Source organism: Nocardia arseniciresistens, assembly GCF_046764875.1.
GTDB classification, from domain to species: Bacteria; Actinomycetota; Actinomycetes; order Mycobacteriales; family Mycobacteriaceae; genus Nocardia; species Nocardia arseniciresistens.
This window is the reverse complement of sequence record NZ_JBKORD010000005.1, coordinates 38773-62486: the sequence shown is the minus strand read 5'-3', so window position 1 is coordinate 62486 and position 23714 is coordinate 38773. Positions and strand designations below refer to the sequence as shown.

At 66.6% G+C, this 23714-nt stretch carries 23 protein-coding genes; 17 read left to right on the top strand and 6 right to left on the bottom strand.

Annotation, left to right across the window (positions count from 1 at the left end; translation table 11 throughout):
- The first annotated feature begins 211 nt into the window (after positions 1-211).
- The 9 genes from ACLMAJ_RS10235 (at position 212) to ACLMAJ_RS10195 (ending at position 8492) form a co-directional block, all read left to right on the top strand.
- Complete coding sequence (locus ACLMAJ_RS10235; RefSeq protein WP_412013339.1) at positions 212-1237, top strand: NlpC/P60 family protein; 1026 nt, start codon at positions 212-214, stop codon at positions 1235-1237.
- Between the two features lie 6 nt (positions 1238-1243).
- Positions 1244-2242: a hypothetical protein gene (locus ACLMAJ_RS10230; protein WP_412013338.1), complete on the top strand. Its 999-nt coding sequence runs from the start codon at positions 1244-1246 to the stop codon at positions 2240-2242.
- A gap of 394 nt (positions 2243-2636) precedes the next feature.
- Complete coding sequence (locus ACLMAJ_RS10225) at positions 2637-3764, top strand: glycosyltransferase family 4 protein (RefSeq protein WP_412013337.1); 1128 nt, start codon at positions 2637-2639, stop codon at positions 3762-3764.
- A 47-nt stretch (positions 3765-3811) separates the two neighbouring features.
- Positions 3812-4204 (top strand): polyketide cyclase / dehydrase and lipid transport, encoded by a 393-nt coding sequence (locus tag ACLMAJ_RS10220; protein ID WP_412013336.1) that lies wholly within the window; start codon positions 3812-3814, stop codon positions 4202-4204.
- A 158-nt stretch (positions 4205-4362) separates the two neighbouring features.
- Complete coding sequence (locus ACLMAJ_RS10215) at positions 4363-4800, top strand: SRPBCC family protein (RefSeq protein ID WP_412013335.1); 438 nt, start codon at positions 4363-4365, stop codon at positions 4798-4800.
- The gene (locus ACLMAJ_RS10210; RefSeq protein WP_412013669.1) at positions 4797-6074 is read left to right on the top strand and encodes an ArsA family ATPase; all 1278 of its coding nucleotides are present in this window, start codon (positions 4797-4799) and stop codon (positions 6072-6074) included. The genes ACLMAJ_RS10215 and ACLMAJ_RS10210 overlap by 4 nt, the downstream gene beginning before the upstream one ends.
- On the top strand, positions 6071-6625 hold the full coding sequence (locus ACLMAJ_RS10205; protein WP_412013334.1) for a hypothetical protein: 555 nt from the start codon (positions 6071-6073) through the stop codon (positions 6623-6625). Before ACLMAJ_RS10210 ends, ACLMAJ_RS10205 begins: the two co-directional genes overlap by 4 nt.
- The gene (locus ACLMAJ_RS10200) at positions 6622-7635 is read left to right on the top strand and encodes an ROK family glucokinase (protein WP_412013333.1); all 1014 of its coding nucleotides are present in this window, start codon (positions 6622-6624) and stop codon (positions 7633-7635) included. The genes ACLMAJ_RS10205 and ACLMAJ_RS10200 overlap by 4 nt, the downstream gene beginning before the upstream one ends.
- 134 nt (positions 7636-7769) lie before the next feature.
- Positions 7770-8492 (top strand): lysophospholipid acyltransferase family protein, encoded by a 723-nt coding sequence (locus ACLMAJ_RS10195; RefSeq protein WP_412013332.1) that lies wholly within the window; start codon positions 7770-7772, stop codon positions 8490-8492.
- Between the two features lie 46 nt (positions 8493-8538).
- On the opposite strand, the gene ACLMAJ_RS10190 is transcribed toward ACLMAJ_RS10195, so the two are convergent.
- The gene (locus tag ACLMAJ_RS10190; RefSeq protein ID WP_412013331.1) at positions 8539-9306 is read right to left on the bottom strand and encodes a DUF4189 domain-containing protein; all 768 of its coding nucleotides are present in this window, start codon (positions 9304-9306) and stop codon (positions 8539-8541) included.
- A gap of 604 nt (positions 9307-9910) precedes the next feature.
- Between ACLMAJ_RS10190 and ACLMAJ_RS10185 the strand changes: the two genes are divergently transcribed.
- Positions 9911-11482, top strand: a complete 1572-nt coding sequence (locus tag ACLMAJ_RS10185) for an alkaline phosphatase D family protein (protein WP_412013330.1) — start codon at positions 9911-9913, stop codon at positions 11480-11482.
- 52 nt (positions 11483-11534) lie between these two features.
- Positions 11535-12812, top strand: coding sequence for an FAD-binding oxidoreductase (locus ACLMAJ_RS10180; RefSeq protein WP_412013329.1), 1278 nt, complete (start codon positions 11535-11537; stop codon positions 12810-12812).
- A 265-nt stretch (positions 12813-13077) separates the two neighbouring features.
- Here ACLMAJ_RS10180 and ACLMAJ_RS10175 read toward each other — a convergent pair whose 3' ends face one another.
- Positions 13078-13494: a cytochrome c oxidase subunit 4 gene (locus ACLMAJ_RS10175; RefSeq protein WP_412013328.1), complete on the bottom strand. Its 417-nt coding sequence runs from the start codon at positions 13492-13494 to the stop codon at positions 13078-13080.
- Positions 13495-13507: 13 nt separating this feature from the next.
- Entirely contained in the window at positions 13508-14497 is a 990-nt protein-coding gene (gene ctaC / locus ACLMAJ_RS10170; protein ID WP_412013668.1) for an aa3-type cytochrome oxidase subunit II, read from the bottom strand.
- Positions 14498-14968: 471 nt separating this feature from the next.
- Here ctaC and asnB point away from each other — a divergent pair, with 471 nt between their 5' ends.
- Positions 14969-16912 (top strand): asparagine synthase (glutamine-hydrolyzing), encoded by a 1944-nt coding sequence (asnB, locus tag ACLMAJ_RS10165; protein ID WP_412013327.1) that lies wholly within the window; start codon positions 14969-14971, stop codon positions 16910-16912.
- A gap of 69 nt (positions 16913-16981) precedes the next feature.
- Here asnB and ACLMAJ_RS10160 read toward each other — a convergent pair whose 3' ends face one another.
- Complete coding sequence (locus tag ACLMAJ_RS10160; RefSeq protein WP_412013326.1) at positions 16982-17950, bottom strand: carbohydrate kinase family protein; 969 nt, start codon at positions 17948-17950, stop codon at positions 16982-16984.
- A 253-nt stretch (positions 17951-18203) separates the two neighbouring features.
- Positions 18204-18554, bottom strand: coding sequence for an iron-sulfur cluster assembly accessory protein (locus tag ACLMAJ_RS10155; RefSeq protein ID WP_412013325.1), 351 nt, complete (start codon positions 18552-18554; stop codon positions 18204-18206).
- Positions 18555-18772: 218 nt separating this feature from the next.
- Here ACLMAJ_RS10155 and ACLMAJ_RS10150 point away from each other — a divergent pair, with 218 nt between their 5' ends.
- Positions 18773-19444 (top strand): DUF3043 domain-containing protein, encoded by a 672-nt coding sequence (locus ACLMAJ_RS10150; RefSeq protein WP_412013324.1) that lies wholly within the window; start codon positions 18773-18775, stop codon positions 19442-19444.
- 146 nt (positions 19445-19590) lie between these two features.
- Here ACLMAJ_RS10150 and ACLMAJ_RS10145 read toward each other — a convergent pair whose 3' ends face one another.
- Entirely contained in the window at positions 19591-19752 is a 162-nt protein-coding gene (locus ACLMAJ_RS10145) for a hypothetical protein (protein ID WP_412013323.1), read from the bottom strand.
- 86 nt (positions 19753-19838) lie between these two features.
- On the opposite strand from ACLMAJ_RS10145, the gene ACLMAJ_RS10140 reads away from it, so the two are divergent.
- The 4 genes from ACLMAJ_RS10140 to ACLMAJ_RS10125 all read left to right on the top strand — a co-directional run bounded on the left by ACLMAJ_RS10140 (position 19839) and on the right by ACLMAJ_RS10125 (position 23573).
- Entirely contained in the window at positions 19839-20828 is a 990-nt protein-coding gene (locus ACLMAJ_RS10140) for a helix-turn-helix domain-containing protein (protein WP_412013322.1), read from the top strand.
- Between the two features lie 149 nt (positions 20829-20977).
- A complete protein-coding gene (locus tag ACLMAJ_RS10135) occupies positions 20978-21550 on the top strand; it encodes a bifunctional adenosylcobinamide kinase/adenosylcobinamide-phosphate guanylyltransferase (protein ID WP_412013321.1) in 573 nt (190 codons plus the stop codon).
- 90 nt (positions 21551-21640) lie between these two features.
- Positions 21641-22792: a nicotinate-nucleotide--dimethylbenzimidazole phosphoribosyltransferase gene (cobT, locus tag ACLMAJ_RS10130; RefSeq protein WP_412013320.1), complete on the top strand. Its 1152-nt coding sequence runs from the start codon at positions 21641-21643 to the stop codon at positions 22790-22792.
- Between the two features lie 31 nt (positions 22793-22823).
- Positions 22824-23573, top strand: a complete 750-nt coding sequence (locus tag ACLMAJ_RS10125; protein ID WP_412013319.1) for an adenosylcobinamide-GDP ribazoletransferase — start codon at positions 22824-22826, stop codon at positions 23571-23573.
- The last annotated feature ends 141 nt before the right edge of the window (positions 23574-23714 follow it).

Sequence of the window (23714 nt, the reverse complement as noted above, 5' to 3'; positions counted from 1 at the left end):
GTGAGCGTGATCATTTCGTGCCCTACTGGACATAGACACACGCCGTTCCGTAACCTAAATGAGACCTTCCGGGGTTGCGAGAAAGAGAACCTACGTTCTCGCAGCTCACGGGGGCAATGCGCGCACTGAGGAACTGCGTCCGAGCGCTTGATGAGAGAACGGGGCACCGCGGGCTGTGGCACAACACCGGAGACAAAGCGCAAAACGTCTGGTGGGAGGGGCATTCGCGGCGGGAGTCCTGGCCGCAACGCTCTACGGCGGCAGCCCGGCCGGAGCCGATCCGGCCGCCCTGCCGACCACGGCCGGTGAGGCCGTGCAGCGGATGGTCGACCTGTCCAGGCAGTCCGAGCAGCTCAACCAGCAGGCACTGGACGTGCAGACCGATCTCGACGCCAAACTCGTCCTCCAGCATGAGGCCGACGTCGAACTGGCCGAGAGCACCGAGGTCGCCGATCATGCGCGCGAAGAGGTACGCAAGTTCCAGCCGGTCGTCGACCGCACCGTGATCGCTGCCTATCAGGGCGCACGTACCAACCGGCTGTTCGCCGTGCTGACCAGCAACTCGCCTCAGCAACTGCTCGACCAGATGTCCACGCTCGATGTGCTCTCGACCAAGACCTCTGATCAGATGAACCTCTTCAAGTCGGCAACCAACGCCGCCACCGCGGCCGAATCTGCCGCCCGCGCCGCCGACAACAAAGCCCGCGCCGCCGCGACCAGGGCCGACCAGGTGCGCGCCGAACTGGAAAGCAAGCGCGCCGGCCTTTCCGGCGCCATCGCACAGGTGGTCTCGGCGTGGGGCACGCTTTCGGCCAAGGACAAGACCGCGCTGGCCGGCTCCCCCTTCCCGCCCGGCTTCGACCGCGACAGTCTGTTGCAGGGCCTCGTGCCGGGTAGCGGAACAAGCGCTCTCGCAGCGGGACTCACCCGCATCGGCGACCCCTACGTGTGGGGCGCGACCGGTCCTGGCCAGTTCGACTGCTCCGGCTTGGTGCAGTGGGCCTTCAAACAGGTCGGCAAGACTGTGCCTCGGACCAGTTCGCAGCAGGCCAACTACGGCACGCCGGTCGACAAGGACGATCTACAGCCCGGCGACGTCGTGTTCTTCTACTCCGACATCTCCCATGTCGGCATCTACGCGGGCAACGGGCTCATGTTGCACGCCTCCACTTTCGGTGTCCCGGTAGCCGTGGCACCCATGTCCTCGACGCCGTATCACTCCGCTCGGCGATACTAAGTCGCTATGAGCACCGTCCGGCAGATCCGCGCCTGGTTATCGGCGCGGCGGCGATTCCAGTTCGTACTCACTGTCGCGATGGTGATGCTGCTGACCGGCACCTGTGTCGGGTTACTCATGGTGCCGAACCCGATACTGCCGAAACTTCGCGCCACCCAACAGGCGAACGCCGAGAGCCTCGGCCAGGCCCAAGCGGGCGATCCACGACTGGCACAGGTACGCCGCACCATCGAACCCTTCGGCCAACTCGTCACTCGTGTGGTCGCGACGGGGGCGGGGCACGAGTCGGTTGTCGTCGGACATCCGGCCCAGCGCAGCGAAATCGACGTCCTCGCAAGTGAACTCGGTGCGGCAACCTCAGCTGTCACCGAACTGTGGGGACCGGACTGGGCTCAGTCCACGCTGGTAGCCGTGGCATCCGCGCCCGCGGAGTTCGCCGCGCTGCTGCATTCGGTCGATATGCCCTCCGACGTCGCCGCCGCCTCCATCGCAGAACCGTTCGCTCCTGGCACCCAGCCGACCGCCCAGCGCGTGGTTTTCAGCCCCGACGCAGGCCGCCGTCTCTCCCCCGACGGTCTGCGCACCCTGCTGCGCCACGAACTCACCCACGTCGCCACCCGCGCCGTTACCGTGGACGGCGCTCCCCCCTGGATGCTGGAGGGCTTCGCCGAATACACCGCCCACCGCGCCCAGCCCCACAGCTTCCTCGACGTGGCCCCAACCGTCACCGCTCGAGTCCGCACCGGCGAGCTCCCCACCGATCTCCCCTCCGCCGCGGAATTCACCGGCAAATCAGCCGTCCTCGCCTACGAACAAGCCTGGACGATCTGCGCCTTCATCGCCGACAGATACGACGAACCCCACCTGGTAGCCCTCTACCGCCGCATCGCGGCAAGCAAACAGGACCCCACCTCCGAGGACCGAATCCTCCAGGAAGTCCTACAAACCACCCGAGCAGACCTCATCGCCGACTGGCGCGCCTGGCTGAGCCCTCGCACCGCCTGACCTCGGCGAGCAACTGGCACACAGCAGAAGCGAACAACAAAGTCACAAGCACTGCCACCAACACGCCCACTCCGACACAACACCATCGCTGCCCCCCGCGCTGCCATGACCTCGACCAACAGCTCACACCCAGCCGAAGCGGCACACAACAAAGTCACAAGCATCCCCACCAAAGCGCCCACTAGGCACGACCCCGTATTCCGAGCGAAGCGAGACCGAGCCCTAGAGTTCGCGGCCCGTCTCGCTTCCGAGCAGTCGAAGCGCATGCGCCGAAGGCGCGAGTCTCGACTGCTCGGAAGCGAGACCAAGGGGGCCGCGAACACGCGACGCCGAAGGCGTCGCCAAAAAGACACAGCCGCAGGCGCTGCAAAACAAACACAGTAGGTTATTGCGCATGGCTCGAACTCTGCTGGTTACCAATGATTTCCCGCCTCGGCCAGGTGGTATCCAGTCATATCTGCAAGCGTTGGCCGGTCAGTTGCCGGCGGATGATCTGGTTGTCTACGCGCCGAGGTGGCGCGGGGACAGTCATCTGAAATTCGATGCCCAGCAGAAGTTTCAAGTGGTCCGCCATCCGACCACGTTGATGTTGCCGACGCCGCTGGTGATGCGGCGGGCGGCGCGGTTATTGCGTAGCGAGAACTGTGACACCGTCTGGTTCGGTGCTGCCGCGCCGTTGGCGTTGATGTCGCCGGTGCTGCGGCGGGCGGGGGCAGAGCGCATTCTGGCGAGTACACATGGCCATGAGGTCGGTTGGTCGATGCTGCCGGGTGCCAGGCAGGCGCTGCGGCAGATCGGTGAGCACACCGACGTGGTCACCTATGTCAGCCGATACACGCGTGGTCGGTTCGCTTCCGCGTTCGGCGCGAACGCGGCACTGGAGTATTTGCCGCCGGGGGTGGATACCGAGGTGTTCCGTCCTGATCCAGCGGCGCGCGCGGAGCTGCGCGATCGTTATGGGCTCGGTGATCGGCCGACGATTCTGTGCCTGTCGCGCCTGGTTCCCCGTAAGGGCCAGGACGTGCTGATCATCGCGATGCACGAGATCCGCGAGCGCATTCCCGGCGCCGTGCTGGTAGTCGCGGGCGGCGGACCGCACGAGGAGAAGCTGCGCGGGCTCGCGACTGCTCTCGGTGTCGCCGAGAATGTGGTGTTCACCGGGCGGGTGCCGTCGGCGGAACTGGCAGCGCATCACACCATCGCCGATGTTTTCGCGATGCCGTGCCGGACCCGTGGCGCCGGGCTCGATGTCGAGGGGCTCGGCATCGTGTACCTGGAGGCTTCCGCCACGGGTGTTCCTGTGGTCGCGGGCCGTTCGGGTGGCGCGCCGGAGACCGTGTTGGAAGGGAAGACCGGTCGAGTGGTCGACGGACGCAAGCCGCCGGAGATCGCCGAGGCCATCGTCGGCATACTGTCCGATCGCGACGCCGCCGCCGAGATGGGCGCCCAGGGCCGCGCCTGGGTCGAGCAGCAGTGGCGCTGGGACAGCCTCGGCGCTCGACTTCGCCACCTGCTTCGATGAACAACGCACCGGATGGCGACGTTCAGCCATCCATTACGCTCAGCCAGGTGAGCAGCATCCAGGTCGCAGATCAGACCTTCGTCGCCGCCGAAGGGGCCGCGGTGGCCGAGGTCGTGTCTGCCCCGAACAATTGGCGCAACTGGTGGCCCGACCTCACCCTGGAGGTACGAGAAGACCGGGGCGACAAGGGAATTCGCTGGTCGGTGACCGGCGGGCTGACCGGAACCATGGAAGTATGGTTACAGCCCTCGCTGGACGGAGTGATCCTGCACTACTTCCTGCATGCCGAACCCTGGTCGGCGAACCGGAGCTCGGCGCGCGACCTACTCGCCGCCAATCGGGCGCGCCGGGTGGCGGGCAGGAACATGGCGTTCGAGGTGAAGGCGCGCCTGGAGGCGGGCCGCCCGGCCGGGGTCGCCCCAGCCATCAGCGGGTCCTGACGCGCACACCCACGCCATAAAACGTCAAGGCACAGCCGTCAAAAGGCACAGCACAGTAGTAGGCACAGCGTCATGAAGAGCCGTTATGAAAGCCCGTCATAAAAGCACAGCACCGTAGTAGGCGCAGCACCGTAGCCGGAAAGGAACCGTTGTCCGCCATGGCCGACAGGACCCAGAGGTCGATCATCATCGAGGCACCGTCGCAGCGGGTGATGTCCGTCATCGCCGATCTGGAGTCCTACCCGGAGTGGGTCTCGGCGGCGAAGTCCGTCGAGGTGTTGGACAGCGGTGCCGACGGCAGAGTGCGCACAGCACGTTTCGTGCTCGACGCCGGCGTCGTCAAGGACACCTATGTGCTCTCCTACACCTGGCGGCCCGACAACAAGGCTGTCAGCTGGACCCTCGTCAGCGGTGACCTGCAAAAGGCTCAGGACGGCACCTACGAACTCACCGACCGGCCCGATGGCACCACACAGGTGACCTACGAGCTGACCGTCGACCTGAACATCCCGATGATCGGGATGTTCAAGCGCAAGGCGGAGAAGGTGATCACCGATACCGCGCTGAACGAACTGAAGAAAAGGGTCGAAGGCTGATCGCGCACCGGAACGCGACCACGCACCGCACCCGGGTCGAACTGTTCATCGGCAAGGGCGGAGTCGGTAAGACGACTTTGGCGTGCGCGACCGCGATGTCGTACGCGCGGGCCGGTTCCCGAGTACTGGTCGCCTCCCTCGATCAGGCGCATTCGCTCGGCGACGCGCTCGGATTCCGCGTCGCCCACGATGCGGGCACCGTGACCGGGATCGCGAACGTGCTGCCCGGCCTCGACGTGATCGAGATGGATTCCCTTGCGCTACTGGAGGATCGGTTCCGCGAGGTCGTCCAGATGATGGCCGTCGGTAGCGGGCACGAGCACGGCTTCGATCTCGCGGCGCTAGATCCTGCCGAACTCACCGGCCTGCCCGGCGTGCAGGAATTGTTGATGCTGGTGGAGATCTCCCAGTTCGCCGACGAGGAAGACTGGGACGTGATCATCGTGGATTGCCCGCCCTCGGCGGACATGCTGCGCATCATCACCGCTCCGGACACCCTGCTCGGCTACGTGGAACGCATGTGGCCACCGCACGCACGCGCGATGAGCGCCATCGGCACCGATCTGCGTCGCGCGGTGCTCGCGGCGACCGCCGAGAAGATTGTCACCGCCGTCACCGAGGTGCGTGATCTGCTCACCGACCACGCACGCACCGGTGCCAGGCTGATCACCGTCGCCGAGCAGGTCGCGGTCGCCGAATCCGAGCGGGTCCGCTCGGCCGCTGCGCTGCTCGGGCTGCGACTCGACGCGGTGGTGGTGAACAAGGTGCTGCCCTCGACTCCCGCGCCCGATGATCCGGAAACGGCGCACCCCGCGGTGTACTGGTATCTGAACCGGCACGCTGAACAGCTGGACGTGATCGCACGATTACGGCGTGATCTGCAGGGCACCCCGGTAGTGATTGCCCAGCACAGCGGTCCCGAACCCGTCGGGCTCACCGCCCTGGCCGCGCTGTCGCACGCGGTGGACGCGGACTCCGCACTGCGCGACAATCCGGCAGAGGTTCGCACAAGTTCCGGGGATCCGGTGGTTCGATTGGAATCGGGCACCGGACTCCATTCGGTGTACGCGTTGCGGATGCACCTGCCCGTCGTCGATTCGGCGACGCTGCGACTGGGACGAGTGGAGGACGATTTGATCGTAGGAGCGGACGGGACCCGACGCCGCATGCGGCTTGCACCGGTTTTGCGGCGGTGCACGGTCGAGGGAGCCGAACTCGACGGGAGCTACCTGGTCGTGCGTTTTCGCCCCGATCCGGAGGCCTGGCCGATATGAACGGCGACGAGAGGACCCACGCCCGCGGGCAGCGCGACGCCGAGGATGTCGGGGCAGATCCCGGTCGCGGCGATCGCCCCGGGTCGGGAATTTTCGACGACGTCGACGGGCTCAGCGAATTCGCGGCAGAGCTGAAATTGCTGGCAGAGGCCGTCTTGGAGCGCGTCGAACCGGTGTTGCGGCATGCTGCCGTCGAAGGCACGACCGACTGGTCGAGCTGTAGCTGGTGCCCGGTGTGCGCGGCGGCGGCGCTGGTTCGCGGTGAGCATCATGACGTGCTCGCCGCGGTCGCCGATCACGGCACCGCGATCATCACGGTACTGCGCGAGGCGCTGGCCGGGGTGCCGGTCGAGCCGGTGCTGCCACCCGACGATGATGCGCGAACGGGTGCGTCGGACGATAACCCTACGTCCCACGATCACACACTACGAGACGATTCGATGCCGAACGATGACAGCGCCGCGGCGAACGCGCGGGACGGTCACGCCGCGACCGGCTCCGGCCGTACGCGTTCCCGATACGTCGGCATCCCCGTGACGATCAAGGCATGACTCGCCAGATGGCAGGCCCTCGGCCGCTGACCGTCGGTATCGACGTCGGAGGCACCAACATTCGCGCCTCGGTGGTCGACGGCGACGGTGAGATGCTCGATACCGTGCAGGCGCCGACACCGCATTCGGCGCGCGCGCTCGAGGACGCACTGGATCGTGTGGTCCGTGAACTGTGCCGTCGGCACCCGATCGGCGCGGTGGGACTTGCCGTCGCCGGATTCATCACCGCCGACCGTTCGACCGTCCGTTTCGCCCCGCACCTGCCGTGGAAGGACACTCCCGTCGCGCGGCGGCTGAGCGAACGTCTCGAACTTCCGGTGATCCTGGAGCACGATGCCAATGCGGCGGTGTGGGCCGAGTACCGCTTCGGCGCGGCGGCGGGCGGGCACAACGTGGTGCTCGTCGCGATCGGCACCGGCATCGGCGCCGCGTTGCTCATCGACGGCGAACTGTATCGGGGCACCCACGGTGTCGCACCGGAACTCGGTCATCTGCAAGTGGTGCCGGACGGACGGGCCTGCCCGTGCGGAAAGCGCGGTTGCTGGGAAAGGTATTGCAGCGGAACCGCGCTGGCCGATACCGCCATCGAGATGCTGGCCACCGACCCGGTGCATTCGACGGTGCTCGCCAGGGACATCTTCCGCGATCCCGGCTCGCTGACAGGGCGTCGGGTCGCGGGGGCCGCACAGGACGGCGACCCGCTCGCGGTGCAGGTCATGGCGGACTTCGCGCGCTGGCTCGGGCTGGGACTCGCCTTCGTCAGCGACATCTTCGACCCGGATCTCGTCGTTATCGCGGGCGGGGTGAGCAGTTCGGCACCGCTGTTCCTCGACGAGGCTCGCGAGGAATACGCCCGCGCGATCACCGGCGCCGGCCACCGCCCGATGGCCAGGATCCGCACCACCCAACTCGGTGAAGCCGCGGGCATGATCGGCGCGGCGGAGCTCGCGAGGGCCACCCTCGCCGACACAGGTCGTGGCCGCTCCCGGGTCGCCCGTTCCAGCCACTGAGAACAGACCTACCAGCCGCTGAGAACATGTGGTGAGATACGCCGCTCAGCTTGGATGTGATCTATCACAAACGGTAAAGTCGGCAATTGACGCAGGTATGCCCGCAACGACCCCGGTCCGGGGGGAAGGACGTCATGTTCTACTGGCTGCTGAAGTATGTTCTGCTGGGACCGTTCATGCATCTCTACAACAGGCCCACAGTCGAGGGCGTAGAGAACATCCCGGCGGACGGTCCGGCAATCATGGCGGGTAATCACCTCTCCTTCGCGGACTGGTTGTTCGCGCCACTGCTCAGTCCGCGGCGAATCAACTACTTGGCCAAGGCCGAGTACTTCCACACCCCTGGTATCAAGGGCGCGTTCCAGAAGTGGTTCTTCACCACCTCCGGTCAGTTCCCGATCGATCGCACCGGCGCCGACTCGGCCGAGGACGCGCTCAACGCCGCCCGCAAGCTGCTCGACCAGGGTCGCCTCGTCGGGCTGTACCCCGAGGGCACTCGCTCCCCCGACGGTCGCCTGTACAAGGGCAAGACCGGGCTGGCCAGGCTCGCACTCGAGACCGGCGTCCCGGTCATCCCGGTCGCGGTCATCGGTACCGACGAGGTCAGTCCGCCGGGACCGTTCCGCTGGCGCCGCCGCAAGGTCACCGTCAAATTCGGTACCCCCATCGACTTCTCGCGCTACGAGGGCATGGGCGGTAACCGCTTCGTCGAGCGCGCTGTCACCGACGAGGTCATGTACGACCTCATGCAGCTCGGCGGTCAAGAGTACGTCGATGTCTACGCCGCGAGCCTCAAGAAGGGTGTTCCTTCCGGCCCGCGCACGGCCACCCGCATTCCCGAATCGGCGGCCAGCTAGTCACTTTGGTGTGTCCGGCCGAGAGCGCACGAGTCCGCGCTCTCGGCTATTCGAATGCGCATTTCGTCCACAGGTTGAAACCTCCGGAAATTCCGTAGACGGTTTCGGCGTTGCTGATCGCTTTGCTTTCGGCCTCGGCGATTGTTTCGCCACGTTCGGAACCCCAGCCGTCGGTTTGGCCGATGACCAGGGTGATGCAGCCGTTGCGGGACCAGCGGGCGGGCGAGCAGCCGGTACCGCAGTCGGCGTCGGCTTCCGCCGCGGCCGCCTCCCCGCTGATCTCGCTGCTGAACCAGGACACCTTGTCGGTCTGCGCGTTGTAGGTGGCGGCGACCCAGCGATCGGTGCCGGTGCCGTCGGGCGCGGTTGAATCCGGCTCGGGCGCAACCGGTTTGTCCGAGATCGGCACGGTCGACGAGGCGGGGCTCGCAGTCGTGGTCTGGTTGTGGGCGCCCTCGGCTTTGATGTCGCCCTGCTCGTTGTACTCCCGCACGCCGATAATCGCGGTAATAGCGAGCACCCCGACCAGGATCGAACCGAACACCACCACAAACCCGGTAGCGCCATCTTTTTCATCGGCCGGATCATCCGGCCCTTCCGTGCGCGCCGGAGCATGCGACTCGTCCGGATCAGACCGCAGCGGCGAACGCTGCCGCACCGGGCCCGCCAGCTCATCCGAATACGGCTCGACCTCGGAGTGCGCCGAGGGCGGACGCACAGGCGGGCGTGGCCGCCCGGATTGCGGCGGGTACACCGTCGGCGACTGCTGTGCGGGCGGGCGCGGGCGCCGCGGGCGCGCCGAAGACTGCCCCATGGAACGCACGGGCTCATCCGGATACGGCTCAATCGGAAAGCGTGCCCCTGAAGGCCGTTCAGGCCCAGGCAGGCGCGGCCCGGGCGGAGGCAAAGGCCGCGGCGGACGCGGGGGCGGGGGCGAATACGGCTGCTCAGGGTTCCCCCCGTGCGGGGATGACATTCGTCCCCCCAATCGTTCTCGTCCGAATAGTCCAGCGACCTCACCCTATCCGCCGGGCGCCGCGTCTGCGAGGCTCGCGAACCGCGGCCGGGGGTGCAGGGCGCGAATTCGGCGTACACGGTGCGCAACTTGCAGTTCCGATGACTACTCGATGACTTCGATCACAGGGGCGCGGCCCACCTCTCCGACCGGGCGGGTAGGGCTGTGCGACAACGCGGTCTGACAGCGCCGACGCGACGCCCCGACTTCCTCGCTCGGGGCGTCGCACCGGCCGTCGACATCGGGCAACCGCCGGACGCCGCGTAAGAGGTTACGCCGCAACCATTTCGGCAGCAGCGGAACCCGCCCAAAGAGGCCTGGACGGCGGCGCGTGTAACCTTGTTGGCTGCCCGGACAATGCCTGTTCAACTTGCGTTGGACTCCCTGCGTAAAAGTAGGCGACATGATTCTCGGCGGTAACGACTTCGGCATCACCCGGCGCACCCTGCTGCGCACCTCCGCGCTCGGCCTGGTCGCGGCGCCAGCGCTGGCCGCTTGCTCGAACGACGGGCCCGCGCTGGTCCGCCCTCGCCCGAATCTCACCCATGGCGTCGCTGTTGGTGACCCGCGTGCCGACGGTGCACTGATCTGGGCGCGTTCGGATCAACCAGCGAAGCTGATCGTCGAAACCGCGGCCACCGAATCCTTCACCGATGCCAAACGCTTCACCGGTCCGCTGCTGACCCCCGAGTCCGACGGCACCGGCCGGGTGCGTGTCAACGGCCTGCCCGCCGGGCAACAGGTGCACTACCGGGTCACCCTGGAAGGTGAGGACGGCTCGGCCTCCCAACCGGTCACCGGAGTCTTCCGCACCGCGCCCACCGGAGCCTCCGACATCAAGCTGCTGTGGTCCGGCGACGTCGTCGGCCAGGGCTACGGCATCAACCCCGACCTCGGCGGCATGAAGATCTTCTCCGCCATGGCCGCGCGCGACCCGCACCTGTTCCTGCACTCCGGCGACACGATCTACGCCGACGGCCCGCTACAGGAATCGGTGAGGCTGCCCGACGGACGCATCTGGCGCAACGTGGTGACCGAGGCGAAAAGCGCTGTCGCCCAAACCCTGGATCAGTTCCGCGGCAACTACGCCTACAACCTGACCGACCAGAACTACCTGCGCTTCAACAGCTCGGTCGCCCAGGTCGTGCAGTGGGACGACCACGAGACGGTCAACAACTGGTACCCCGGCGGCCTGGTCCCCGAGTCCAAGGGCTACTCCGAGCGCGGCATGGACACTCTCGCCACCCGCTCCTGGCGGGCCTTCCACGAGTGGATGCCGTTGGAGCCAAGGGAAGCGGTGGACGGACGTCTCTACCGCAAGATCTCCTACGGCCCGCTGCTGGATGTCTTCGTGCTGGATATGCGGACCTACAAGGACACCAACGATATCGACAACGGCCCCGGCGGACGCATCTTCGGTCCGGCACAGACGGCATGGCTGATCGAGGGCCTGCGCGACTCCAGGGCCACCTGGAAGATCGTCGCCAACGACCTACCGCTCGGCCTAGTCGTCAAGGACGGCGAACAGAAGGACACGACCGCTTTCGAGGGTCCGGCCAACAGCGACCCCGGCGCACCGTCGGGCCGCGAAACCGAGATCGCCAGGGTGCTCTCGGCGATCAAGGCGAACAAGGTGGGCGGAGTCGTCTGGCTGACCGCGGACGTGCACTACTCGGCGGCACACCGCTATTCGCCCGAACGCGCCGCTTTCACCGACTTCGACGAGTTCTGGGAGTTCGTGTCCGGACCGCTGAACGCCGGCGCGTTCGGCCCGAACCCGCTGGACGCGACGTTCGGTCCGGAGGCGGTCTTCGTGCATGCCCCGCCGGTCCAGAACGCCTCGCCGTTGGACGGAAGTTTTCAACACTTCGGCGAGGTCCTTATCGACGGCAAGTCGAGGGAGCTGACGGTCAATTTGTGTGACGCGACCGGATCAGTGCTGTTCAGCCAGCGGCTTTTCCCGCAGGGCCGATAGCCACGGATATCGGGCGAGCAGAGCGAGCCGCGCTGTGGTTAGCTTTCGTGCCATGAGCACGTCGCACACTGTCGCCCCCGAAGAATATCTACCCCGCGACACTGCGGATGTCGTTCGCACTGTTCGTGATTCACGTAATCGCGCCGATCATCTCACCGTGCGTGGCGGCGAGCCGTTCGACGATGGGCTTTCGCTGCCCGATCAGCGTGCGGTGGTCTCGCTGCGACGGATGAACTCGGTGCTCGATATCAATCTCGGCAGGCGCACCGTCCGGGTGCAGGCCGGTGCCAAGCTGTCCGATATCGACCGCAGGCTCGGCGCGCACGGCCTCGGCCTGCCGATCGTCGGCGATCACCGCGACATCACCGCTGGCGGTTTCGCGTCGGTCGGCGGTGTGAGCACCGCCTCACACAAGTACGGCATGTTCATCGACCGGATCGTCGATTTGGAATACGTCGACCCGGACGGGCGCATCGGCACCTGCGGACGCAACCACCACACCGAGCGCTTCCACCGCATCCTCGGCGCGGGCGGGCGGGCGGGCATCATCACCGCGCTCACCCTCGATGCGATCGATATCGACAAGGACCACACCTGGCTGACAACCAATGCCGACCGGTTCCTCGATTTCGATTCCTTCGTCGAGCACGCCTACGCCGAGATCACTCAGCCGGGCAATGCGGCCCTCCAGGTGGGCCGCTGGGTCGATACCGCGCCGCTGAAGGTGTCGCGGCCTGTCGGCACCGGCCACGTGCAGTTGGGCACGGTGCGCTTCGGTCAGTGGTCGAGCCTTTACCCGACCACGCCGACCCGGTCGCTTCGTGCGCGCCGCGAAGTCGGCACCAGGACCAGAAAATCGCTGGGCGTCATCGCTTCCGCCGCAGGCGGGCGTGCGGGCACCCCGGTGCGCAATGCGGCGGCGGGCGCGCTGATGTTCGCCCCGAAGGTGCTGACGCTGCGCGATGCGGAGTATCTCGCCGATACGGTGATCAGCTCGTCCGAACGCGGACCCGCATATCGGGTGGCCATTTTCGCGCCGCTGTCGACCTACACCTCGGTGTTCTATCAACTGCACGATCTGTTTGCCGGACACCGGGAGCGGACCGGCTGCTTCACCGTCATCTCCGCGATGACCTACGGCGTGCGCTCCGAGTATCTGCGATCGGAGGCCGCGGTGCACGCTCTGCCCGCCGAGGACCACGGCCTGATCACCTTTACCTGCCGTTTGCGGCCCTCAGCGCTGCCCTCGGAACTGTTGCGCGACATCGTGTCCGGAATCGATGAGATCTGCCACTCCGAACAGGCCCTGCGCTACGACTCCACGGATTAGACATGCGCCGCACATAGTCGCCCGCCGGTAGCGCGACGCTACCGGCGGGCATAGGCGGTCGACTTCGACGTTGTCGGCGGGGTGCCGGTGCGGGCTGTACAGGCCGGTCCCCCAATCGCTCGACCGTTTCCGCGACTATCACCTTCAGCATCCAGGCCGCTAGTGACGGGCAGCCAAAACGAAGCGCCCCATCGGATTTGCGATGGGGCGCTTCGTTGTCGCGACATCCGCCTCTGGCCCGAATACGCGCCAGAGGCGGAACAGCTCAGTGCTTTTCCGGGCCGAGGTAGTACTCGAACACCAGGCCCGCGGCGGCGGCGAGGACGCACACCACGCCGAGGCCGATCAGCCAGAACTGGAAGAACGCCAAGCCGAGTGCGGTGATCGCAGCCGCGGCCGCGAGGGTGATGGGCCAGAAGCTGCCGGGCGAGAAGAAGCCCAGATCGCCTGCGCCGTCGACGATCTCGGCGTCTTCGTAGTCTTCGGGACGCAGGTCGAGGCGACGTGCGACGAAGCGGAAGTAGGTGCCGATGATCAGTGACAGGCCCGCGGTCAGCACGGTGGCGGTGGTGCCCGCCCACTCGACGCCGGTGCGCGACTGCCCGGTGAAGTAGCCGTACACGATAGCGACGATGACGAAGAATGCCGTGAGCAGCTCGAAAATCCGCGCTTCGATCTTCATGTCAGATCAGTCCTCACTTGCTGTCGGCCGCGGCCGCGCTCTTGATCGTGCGGTCGGTGTTGAACGGCCTCGTTGACGTAGCGATCGGAGACTCACCGATGGAGTCGAGCGCCTCGGCGTTGGTCTTGCCCGCCTTGCGCGACTCGATGTACTTGGCGAACTTCTCCGGCGAAACCGCACGGACCTCGAAGTTCATCATCGAGTGGAAGGTGCCGCACATCTCGGCGCAGCGGCCGACGAACGCGCCTTCCTTCTCGATCTCGGTGATCTGGAAGACGTTGTCCGAATGGTTTTCCTTCGGGTTCGGCATCACGTCGCGCTTGAACAAGAACTCCGGCACCCAGAAGGCGTGCACCACGTCGGCAGCGGCCAGCTGGAACTCGATGACCTTGCCGGTCGGCAGCACCAGGATCGGAACCTCGCTGCTGGAGCCGACGGTCTCGATCTTGTCGTAGTGCAGGAAGGACAGCAGGTCGTTCGCAGGTCCGCCATCATGCATCGGGCCGGGCTGCGGGTGGCCGTCTTCCTTGCGCTCCTTGTACTCCTCGAGCTGCTCCCGGTCGGCGGCTTCACGCGCGGTGTCGATGCCGTCGAACTTGAAGCCGTTCTTGAGATCGACATTGCGGTAACCGAACTTCCAGTTCCACTGGAAGGCGGTCACATCGACGGTGACGTCGGGGTTGTCGACCTTCTCGTGCACGTAGTTCTGCACGACGACGGTGAAGTAGAACAGCACCGCGATGATGACGAACGGGATCGCGGTGTAGGTCAACTCCAGCGGCACGTTGTAGCCGGTCTGGCGCGGGAACTCAGGGGAGTCCTTCTTCTTGCGGTGGAAGGTGACGGTCCAGAAGGTCAGACCCCACACCAGCACGCCCATCACCAAAGCGGCGACGACGGACCAGGTCCACAGCTCACGCATCCGAGTGGCCTGCGGCGTGATGCCCGAGGGCCAACCGAACCGCAGCCAAACATTGTCGATCGAGCAGCCCGAGACGAGCATCGCGGTGATGCCCAACGACACCGCCAGCCCGGCCCGCCGAAGGATCCGGCCCTGCCGACCCCTTGCGGGTCGTGCCCCGATCTCTTCGCTCGCCTTGTGCGCCACGCTCACGCCTTCCTGGTCGCCACACATTCCGACATTGCACCGCCGAGGTTGCGATCGCCTCGGCGCTACGTTCTAAGCACGTTTCAGGCCGTCCTGACGCAGGCGTGACTTTCGCACACGCACCACCTGAGAATGGCCTGAGTACTACGCAGCGTAGACCAAACCGGCACCCTGTTTGACGTCGGGTCGCATTCAACACCCCGCCGATGCCAAATGGCGTGGCCACGGGCGCGCGGCGCACGGATTCGGCTCGTGCGGCATACTCGGACACTGTATTTCGATCGCTGCGTCCTCCCCCGATGGGGCGCAGTGCCGCCATGTCGCAGGGCACGTGCCCCGACTGCAGGAAATGAGGTTGCCGACGCTGTGTGTGGACTGCTCGGATTTCTGACATCTGACGTCGCGGCACCGGACACCGTGGAGCAGGTGTACAACGCCCTGCATTGCGTCCGTCATCGCGGTCCCGACGAGCGTGGCACCTGGCACGACGACGACCTGATCTTCGGTTTCAACCGCCTCTCCATCATCGACATCGAACATTCGCACCAGCCGCTGCGCTGGGGCCCACCGGAGAACAGGGAGCGCTATGCCCTCACGTTCAACGGCGAGATCTACAACTACCTGGAGCTGCGCGAGGAGCTGACCGAGGCACACGCGGCCGAGTTCACCGACGGCAAGATCTTCGACACCGAGGGCGACAGCGAGGCGATCGTCGCGGCGTTCCATTACTGGGGCCCCGATGCGGTGCGGCGACTGCGCGGCATGTTCGCCTTCGCGATCTGGGATACCGAGACCAAGGAACTGTTCCTGGCGCGCGACCCGTTCGGCATCAAGCCGCTGTTCCTTGCCACCGGCACCGGCGGCACCGCGTTCGGCAGCGAGAAGAAGAGCCTGCTCGAGTTGTTGCCCGCGCTCGGGCTGTCCGACGCACTCGACCCGCGCGCCATGGAGCACTACACGGTGTTGCAGTACGTGCCGGAGCCCGAAACCCTGCACGCCGATATCCGCAGGCTCGAATCCGGCAGCTACGCCACCGTGCGCCAGGGCGAGACACCGAAGGTGACTCGCTACTTCACCCCGAAGTTCCAGGTGCGCCCCTTCGCGGCGGGTACGGCGGTCGCCCGCTACCGCGAGATCGCCGAAGCCATGGAGGACTCGGTCGCCAAGCACATGCGCGCCGATGTCACCGTCGGCTCGTTCCTGTCCGGCGGTATCGACTCCACCGCGGTGGCCGCGCTCGCCATGCGGCACAACCCGAAACTGATCACCTTCACCAGCTGCTTCGAGCGCGAGGGCTACTCCGAGGCGGATGTGGCCGCGGAGACCGCCGAGGCGATCGGCGCACGGCACATCATCAAGACCGTCTCCCCCGCCGAGTTCGCCGCCGCGATCCCAGAGATCGTCTGGTACCTGGACGATCCGGTCGCCGATCCGGCGCTGGTGCCGCTGTACTTCGTGGCGAAGGAGGCGCGCAAGCACGTCAAGGTGGTGCTCTCCGGCGAGGGCGCCGACGAGCTGTTCGGTGGATACACCATCTACCGGGAGCCGTTGTCGCTGAAGCCTTTCGAGCGCCTGCCCAAGGGACTGCGGCGGTTGGCGGGCAAGCTGTCGGACCGGATTCCCGAAGGCACTCGCGGCAAGAGCCTGTTGCACCGCGGCTCGCTCGGCCTCGAAGAGCGCTATTACGGCAATGCGCGCAGCTTCAACGACGCGCAGCTGCGGTCGGTGCTGCGTGAGTTCCGGCCCGAATGGACCCATCAGGACGTCACCGCCCCGATCTACGCGCAATCGCGCGGCTGGGACCCGGTGGCGCGCATGCAGCACCTGGACCTGTTCACCTGGTTGCGCGGCGACATCCTGGTCAAGGCCGACAAGATGACCATGGCCAACTCGCTGGAGTTGCGGGTGCCGTTCCTCGACACCGAAGTGCTGAAGGTCGCCGAAGGGCTGCCCTACGAACAGAAGATCACCAACGACACCACCAAGTACGCACTACGCCAGGCGTTGGAAGGCATCGTGCCCCCGCATGTACTGCACCGCGCCAAGCTCGGTTTCCCTGTCCCGCTACGGCATTGGCTGCGTGGCGAGGAGCTCTACGACTGGGCGCAACAGACCATCGCGGAATCCCAGACCGATCACCTGCTGGACAAGGGCGCCATCAAGGGCATGCTCGACGATCACCGCACCGGCCGCATCGATCACAGTCGTCGCCTGTGGACGCTGCTTGTCTTCATGATCTGGCACGGGATCTTCGTCGAGCACCGCATCACCCCGGATATCCAGGAGCCGGTCTACCCCGTCTCGCTGTAGGTCGGCTGTCGAACGACATCGGCCCCCTGCCGGAACCGGTAGGGGGCCGATGTCAACATCGAGATGGGCTCAGAGCAGCGGCTTGATGTCCGAAGCCGCCTCGGCGCCATAGGCATTCGTGAGGCGTTGCAGGGCGTCGTCCTTGTTCAGGGTCCACTCCTGGGTTCCCATGGTTTCCAGCACCAGAACCGCGATCAATGAGCCGAGTTGGGCGCTGCGCTCAAGGCTCAGGCCCGCGGTGTGGCCGGTGAGGAAGCCGGCACGGAAGGCGTCGCCGACACCGGTCGGTTCGATCTTGGTCGTCTCAGGGACCACACTCACCCGCACCTCGGTGCCGTCGCGGTCGACGATCTGCACGCCGTCCGCGCCGAGGGTGGTGATGCGGATGCCGACGTGGCGCGCGATCTCTTCCTCGCTCAGGCCGGTCTTCTGCAGCAGCAGCGCCCATTCGTACTTGTTGGTGAACAGGTAAGCGGCGCCGTCGATCAGTTCGATGGCCTGATCACCGTCGAGGCGGGCCAGCTGCTGGGACGGATCGGCGGCGAACGGGATGCCGAGCTCGCGGGACTGCGCGGTGTGCAGCAGCATCGTGTCGGGATCGTTCGCGCCGACGAGCACCAGCTCCAGCTCGTGTTCCTTGGCGAGGTCGCCGATCGTGATATCGCGGGCCTCGCTCATGGCACCGGGGTAGAAGGACGCGATCTGCGCCATATCGTCGTCGGTGGTGCAGACGAACCGCGCGGTGTGCGCCCGCTCGGAGATCTTCACACCGCTGCAATCGACGCCGTTGGCCTCCAGCCAGGCGCGATACTCGGCGAAATCGGCGCCGACCGCACCGACCAGCAGCGGTGTCCTGTTCAACACACCCATCGCATAGGCGATATTGCCCGCGACGCCGCCGCGGCGGATCTGCAGATCATCGACGAGGAAGCTCACGGACACATGGTCGAGTTGGTCGGCCAACAGCGAGTCGGCGAACCTTCCGGGGAAACGCATCAGGTGGTCGGTGGCAATCGATGCCGATACTGCGATAGTCACGAGGCTCGCGGTCCTTAGCTGTCGACAGGAAGACACGCCGAGGTAGAACACCCGGCGACGACTTCACCGTATCAACAACAACATCCGTCGAACATCAACAGCCACGCGGGTGTCAAGGGGTGTTGATCGATGGGAGACGACTTATCGGGCCTACAACCGACGGTGGGCCCGCCACGCGAATCCGGCGGCACCTGTGGTGCGCGCGGATGCGTGCGAGCCCAGCCTCGTCAGGAGGAGAAGCCGCTCTCCGCCGTCAGTTGAACGAATCGCCGCAGGCGCAAGAGCCGGTGGCGTTCGGGTTATCGATCGTGAAGCCCTGCTTCTCGATGGTGTCGACGAAATCGATCGAGGCACCCTGCACGTAGGGGGCGCTCATCCGGTCGACCGCGAGCATGACGCCGCCGAAGTCTGCGACCAGGTCACCGTCGAGCGAGCGGTCGTCGAAGAAGAGCTGGTAGCGCAGGCCGGCACAACCACCGGGCTGCACGGCGATACGCAGCGCAAGGTCGTCACGCCCCTCCTGATCGAGCAGCGCCTTCGCCTTCAGTGCGGCCGCATCGGTCAGCGTCGCACCGTGAGTTTCGGTCTCGTTCTGCACAGTCATGAACTCTCCTATGGACAGCTGTGTTCAACCCGTGAACAGCACACGGCTCGTGGCTGTCAACACCGTTCCGCAGGCTGCTATTCCCCATCTTGCCATCATCGGAGCGGGAGGAGCACACGAAGGTGGTGTGTGACCGCTCGCATGCCGGATACCCGCCGCACGCTCGCGAGGGCGACCGCATTTCCTCCCCTGGTGCGGCATCGAATAGCCTGGTCGCTGTGAAATTGTTCCGTCGCGGCGACTCCAGCACCACCGACGAGAGCGCCGACTCGACGGCGGACTCGGACGGCGGCTCGGCCGCGGGCTCAACCAGGACGGTGGCCCCGGCCACCGAGGGCAAGGGCCGGCCCACCCCGAAACGTCGTGACGCACAAGGCAAGCGCCGCGGTCCGGTCGCTCCGGCGCCGCTGACCTCGAAGGAGGCGCGCGCCAGGCGCAAGGCCACTCGTGGCAGCAGGGCAGACCGCAAAACGGCGTCCTCAGAGCGGCGCGTCGCGGCCCAGGATCGGCGCGCCAGGATGCTCGCCGGCGAGGACAAGTACCTCTTGCCGCGCGATCAAGGCCCGGTACGCGGGTTCGTCCGTGACATCGTCGACGGCAGGCGCAACCTCGTCGGCTTGTTCATGCCGATGGCGCTCGTGCTGATCCTGTCCATGTTCGTCGCACCGGCGCTGCAAACCATCGTCACCTTGGCGATGCTGGTCATGATGGCGTTCATGATCGCCGAGGGCTTCCTGCTCGGCCGGATCGTGAACGGCCGGGTCCGCGAGCGGTTCCCCGACAGCGTCGACACCGGGTACCGCCTGGGCTGGTACGCCTTCGTCCGCGCTTCCCAGATCCGCAAGATGCGGGCTCCCAAGCCGAGGGTCTCCCCCGGCGACGCGGTCTAGCTCCGGACAGAAAACAGCAGACCGGCCCGGCGCTTCACGCTTCCGGGCCGGTCTGCTGTGTCCTGTCTGTGGTTCGGGCTCGAGCCCCGCCGCAGCGTGTCGGAGTCGATGGGGCTCGCGCGTCCGGGTCGGGTTTTCGCCCGTTTTCATCGGTGGTGCGACATCCGGCCGTACATGACGGAGAGTTCGGCCTGTTGACGCTGGGCGTCGCGATCGGTGATGTTCGAAGATCCGAAACGGTCGACGCCGTGCGCGATGTGGACGGAGAGACCGACGATGACTGCAAGAACAACCAGGAAAGTAATCATGGCAGTAATTTTGCGCTCGTAGACTTTCGGCCGAAAGTGGCTGTACTGACATTGTCCGTAAAGATTCAGCCAGTTACACTGGACCGATGCTGTCCAAGGTCGCCGTCGTCACCACCGGCCCCCTCGCCATGTTCGAATTCGGGGTCGTCTGCGAGGTTTTCGGCCTCGACCGAACCTCCGACGGATTGCCTGCCTTCGATTTCAGGGTGTGCGGCGCCGAACCGGGCAAGCCACTGCGCTCCACCACGCCCGGCGTCACCATCACACCGGAGTACGGGCTGGAGGAACTGACCGGGGCGGACCTGGTCGCGATTCCCGCTTACCACTCGTCCTTGCTCGGCTCCGGGGTAGATCCGCGCATAGTCGCCGGTGTCCGCGCGGCCTCCGACGCTGGGGCGATCATTCTCACGGTCTGCTCGGGTGCCTTCCTCGCCGGTGCGGCCGGGCTGCTCGACGGCCGCAAATGCACCACGCACTGGCGTTATGTGAGCCAACTCGCCGAGATGTTCCCCGAGACCACCGTCGACCCCGACGTCCTCTACGTCGACGAAGGCAACCTGATCACCAGCGCGGGCACCGCCGCGGGCATCGACGCCTGCCTGCACCTGGTGCGCAGGGAGATCGGCAGCGCCGCGGCCAACGGCATCGCGCGGCGCATGGTGGTGCCCCCGCAGCGCGACGGCGGCCAACGCCAGTTCATCGAGCGCCCGGTTGCCGCATGCACCTCCGACGGCCTCAGCGCCACGCTGCTGTGGATGAACGAGAATCTCGAACTCCCACACACCATCGACGAGCTCGCCGCCCGCTCGACGATGTCGACAAGAACCTTCGCCCGCCGCTTCGCCGCCGAAACCGGAACCACACCGGTGAAATGGCTGACCAACCAGCGCGTGCTCTACGCCAAGCACCTACTCGAAGACACCGACGACGGTCTCGAGCCTATCGCCGCTCAGGCCGGCTTCGGCTCCGGCGCCCTCCTGCGCCACCACTTCCAACGCATCGTCGGCATCGCCCCCACCGAATACCGCCGCCGCTTCGGCAGCAACCCGACCGCCGACGCGGAACCCACCGAATAGGCGCAACGGGACGAAGTCCGTCCCTCGACCGCGCACGGCCGGAGCGGAGGCGGAGGTACGCCTCACAGGTGCAGCCGGACGAAGTCCGTCCCTCGACCGCGCACGGCCGGAGCGGAGGCGGAGGTACGCCCATTGATACGGTTGCGCACGTGTCGGACAGATCACCAACCCCCAGGCGCGTGCGCCGCACGCGCAGGACGCTGGTCCTGGGCGCTGCTCGGTCCGGTAAGTCCGCATTCGCCGAAGACTTGGCTGCCGACCCAGGGCCGGTGCGCTACCTGGCGACCGCGATCCTCGATCCCGCCGATCTCGACTTCGCCGAGCGCATCGCCAGGCACCGCGATCGCAGGCCCGCCGATTGGACGGTGGTCGAAAGTGCCGATCCGACAGCGGTTCTCACTAATGAGGCGGATGCTGCCGCGGCGGGCGCGACCCTGATCGATGACATCGGCACCTGGCTCACCGCGCGCATCGACGCCCTCGACGCCTGGGAATCCCCGCGCGGCACCGTCGCCGCCGACACCGACGCGTTCGTCGAGGCGGTCGACACCTACGCGCACCGACTGGTGATCGTCAGCCCGGAGGTCGGCATGGGCGTCATCCCCGCCAGTCGATCGGGACGTCTGTTCCGCGACGAAATCGGCACCCTCAACCAGCGTCTCGCCGCCATCTGCGACGAAGCCTTCTTGATCGTCGCCGGGTTGCCCGTCCGCCTCAAATAGTGGGAAGTCGGCGATGTGCGCCGCGGCGCCGGAGGCGGGCAGTATTGGGCGGCGTAGGAACGAACTGCCCTGACCCCGAAAGGCTCGACAGTGACACACGGACTCGGACCGGTTACGCCGCCTGACGCGCAAATTCGGGCCGCGGCGCAGCAGCGGCAGGCGCAGCTGACCAAACCAGGTGGGGCGCTGGGGCGGCTCGAGGATCTCGGTAACTGGGTGGCGGCATGCCAGGGCGTGTGCCCGCCCAAGCAGTTCGAGCGGGCCAGGGTGGTGGTTTTCGCGGGCGATCACGGCATCGCGAAGCACGGGGTGTCGGCGTATCCGAGCGAAGTGACCGCGCAGATGGTCGCCAATTTCCTCGGCGGCGGCGCCGCGGTGAACGCGCTCGCCGCGGTGGCCGGCGCGACAGTCCGGGTAGCCGATATCTCCGTCGACACCGACACCGATCCACAGATCGGCAAGCACAAGGTGCGCCGCTCCAGCGGGGCCATCGACCGCGAGGACGCGCTCAGCACCGAGGAGGTCGAGGCGGCGCTCGCGGCGGGCATCGCGATCGCCGACGAGGAGATCGACGCGGGTGCCGACCTGCTCATCGTGGGCGACATGGGAATCGGCAACACCACGCCGGCCACCGTGCTCATCGCGACCCTCACCGACACCGAACCGGTCGCCGCGGTCGGGCGCGGCACCGGCGTCGACGACGAAGGCTGGGCACGCAAGGTGGCCGCGATCCGCGATGCCATGCGCCGTGCGCGCCCCGCCGCCAAGGACCCCGTCGAACTACTACGCGTAGCCGCGGGCGCCGATTTCGCGGCGATGGCAGGCTTCCTGGCCCAGGCCGCCGCCCGCCGCACACCTGTGATCCTCGACGGTGTCGTCGTCACGGCCGCCGCATTGGTCGCCGAAGACCTGGCCGCCGGCGCCAGCGCATGGTGGCTCGCGGGCCACCTCTCCACCGAACCCGCCCACACTCTGGCCCTGACCCGGTTGCGCCTCGAACCGCTGCTGAAGCTCAACATGCGCCTCGGCGAGGGTTCCGGCGCACTCACTGCCCTGCCCATCCTGCGCACCGCCGTGGCCGCCCTCGCCGAGATGGCTACGTTCGGCGAGGCGGGCGTCAGTACTGCTGAACCCGAGGCGGACGCGGTCACAGACACCGCCGCGGACTCGAATGCGGACGCCGTCGCAAATGCAGGCGGCACGGTCGAGTCCTCCACGGCCAAGCCGGATCTGACGAAATGAGCGGGCTTCGACCGATGCTGATCGACGGCTCATGAACGAACTGCGGTTGGCGGTTTCCTGGCTGACGGTGATACCCGTTGGCGGGCCGGACAATGTGGATCGTGGGACCGCCGGACAGGCGATTGCGTTGGCGCCGTTGGTCGGTGGTGCGCTCGGTGCCGCCGCCGCCGGGTTGCTGTGGGTGCTGATCTTCGCGGGGGTGACCGCGCCGCTGGCCGGGCTGCTCGTAGTCGCCGCGCTGGCGTTGATTACTCGGGGCATGCACCTCGACGGCCTCGCCGACACCATGGACGGGCTCGGCAGTTACGGGCCGCCCGAACGTGCGAGGCAGATCATGAAATCCGGTAGCGTCGGCGCCTTCGGTGCCGCGGCCATCGTGTTTTCGATTGCCGTTCAAGCATTCTCATTCGCCGCGCTGGCCCAAGCCGAGCGCTGGTTCGCGGTAATTCTCGCGGTGGTCGTCGGCCGAGTCGCGGTCGTACTCGCCTGCCGACATGGCATCAGCGCCGCACCGGGCACCGGGTTCGGAGCACTCGTCGCCGGAACCCAGTCCAGCCTCATTGTCATAGTGTGGGCGGCGGCCTCGGTGGCCGCGGGCATATCCGTTGTCCCCGAACACCATTGGCTCGGTCCCGTTGTCGTCGTACTCGTACTGATCATCTCGGCCGTGCTGGTGGGCCACTGTCTGCACCGATTCGGTGGTCTCTCGGGTGACGTCCTCGGCGCCACACTCGAAATCTCGGTATCCCTCACCGCAGCCGCCCTGGCCTTCGGCGCCTGACCGCGCAAAGGACACCGCGCGAACGGTCCACGGCCCGGCTAAGGCGCCCGGCGCTTGGGCCGCCGCGCTGCTGCAAGCACCTGAACGTACGGAGAACACCGCGCGAAGGGTCCGCGGCCAGCTGGCGCCTCCGGCATCGGG

What these genes read in the sequence shown, in the direction of transcription:
- ACLMAJ_RS10175 (WP_412013328.1), bottom strand. Translation starts at nt 13,494, where the DNA reads ATGAAGATCGAAGCGCGGATTTTCGAGCTGCTCACGGCATTCTTCGTC.
- ACLMAJ_RS10195 (WP_412013332.1), top strand. Translation starts at nt 7,770, where the DNA reads ATGTTCTACTGGCTGCTGAAGTATGTTCTGCTGGGACCGTTCATGCAT.
- ACLMAJ_RS10215 (WP_412013335.1), top strand. Translation starts at nt 4,363, where the DNA reads ATGGCCGACAGGACCCAGAGGTCGATCATCATCGAGGCACCGTCGCAG.
- ACLMAJ_RS10230 (WP_412013338.1), top strand. Translation starts at nt 1,244, where the DNA reads ATGAGCACCGTCCGGCAGATCCGCGCCTGGTTATCGGCGCGGCGGCGA.
- ACLMAJ_RS10155 (WP_412013325.1), bottom strand. Translation starts at nt 18,554, where the DNA reads ATGACTGTGCAGAACGAGACCGAAACTCACGGTGCGACGCTGACCGAT.
- ACLMAJ_RS10125 (WP_412013319.1), top strand. Translation starts at nt 22,824, where the DNA reads ATGAACGAACTGCGGTTGGCGGTTTCCTGGCTGACGGTGATACCCGTT.
- ACLMAJ_RS10185 (WP_412013330.1), top strand. Translation starts at nt 9,911, where the DNA reads ATGATTCTCGGCGGTAACGACTTCGGCATCACCCGGCGCACCCTGCTG.
- ACLMAJ_RS10145 (WP_412013323.1), bottom strand. Translation starts at nt 19,752, where the DNA reads ATGATTACTTTCCTGGTTGTTCTTGCAGTCATCGTCGGTCTCTCCGTC.
- ctaC (WP_412013668.1), bottom strand. Translation starts at nt 14,497, where the DNA reads ATGCTCGTCTCGGGCTGCTCGATCGACAATGTTTGGCTGCGGTTCGGT.
- ACLMAJ_RS10180 (WP_412013329.1), top strand. Translation starts at nt 11,535, where the DNA reads ATGAGCACGTCGCACACTGTCGCCCCCGAAGAATATCTACCCCGCGAC.
- ACLMAJ_RS10225 (WP_412013337.1), top strand. Translation starts at nt 2,637, where the DNA reads ATGGCTCGAACTCTGCTGGTTACCAATGATTTCCCGCCTCGGCCAGGT.
- ACLMAJ_RS10140 (WP_412013322.1), top strand. Translation starts at nt 19,839, where the DNA reads ATGCTGTCCAAGGTCGCCGTCGTCACCACCGGCCCCCTCGCCATGTTC.
- ACLMAJ_RS10190 (WP_412013331.1), bottom strand. Translation starts at nt 9,306, where the DNA reads ATGGGGCAGTCTTCGGCGCGCCCGCGGCGCCCGCGCCCGCCCGCACAG.
- ACLMAJ_RS10200 (WP_412013333.1), top strand. Translation starts at nt 6,622, where the DNA reads ATGACTCGCCAGATGGCAGGCCCTCGGCCGCTGACCGTCGGTATCGAC.
- ACLMAJ_RS10205 (WP_412013334.1), top strand. Translation starts at nt 6,071, where the DNA reads ATGAACGGCGACGAGAGGACCCACGCCCGCGGGCAGCGCGACGCCGAG.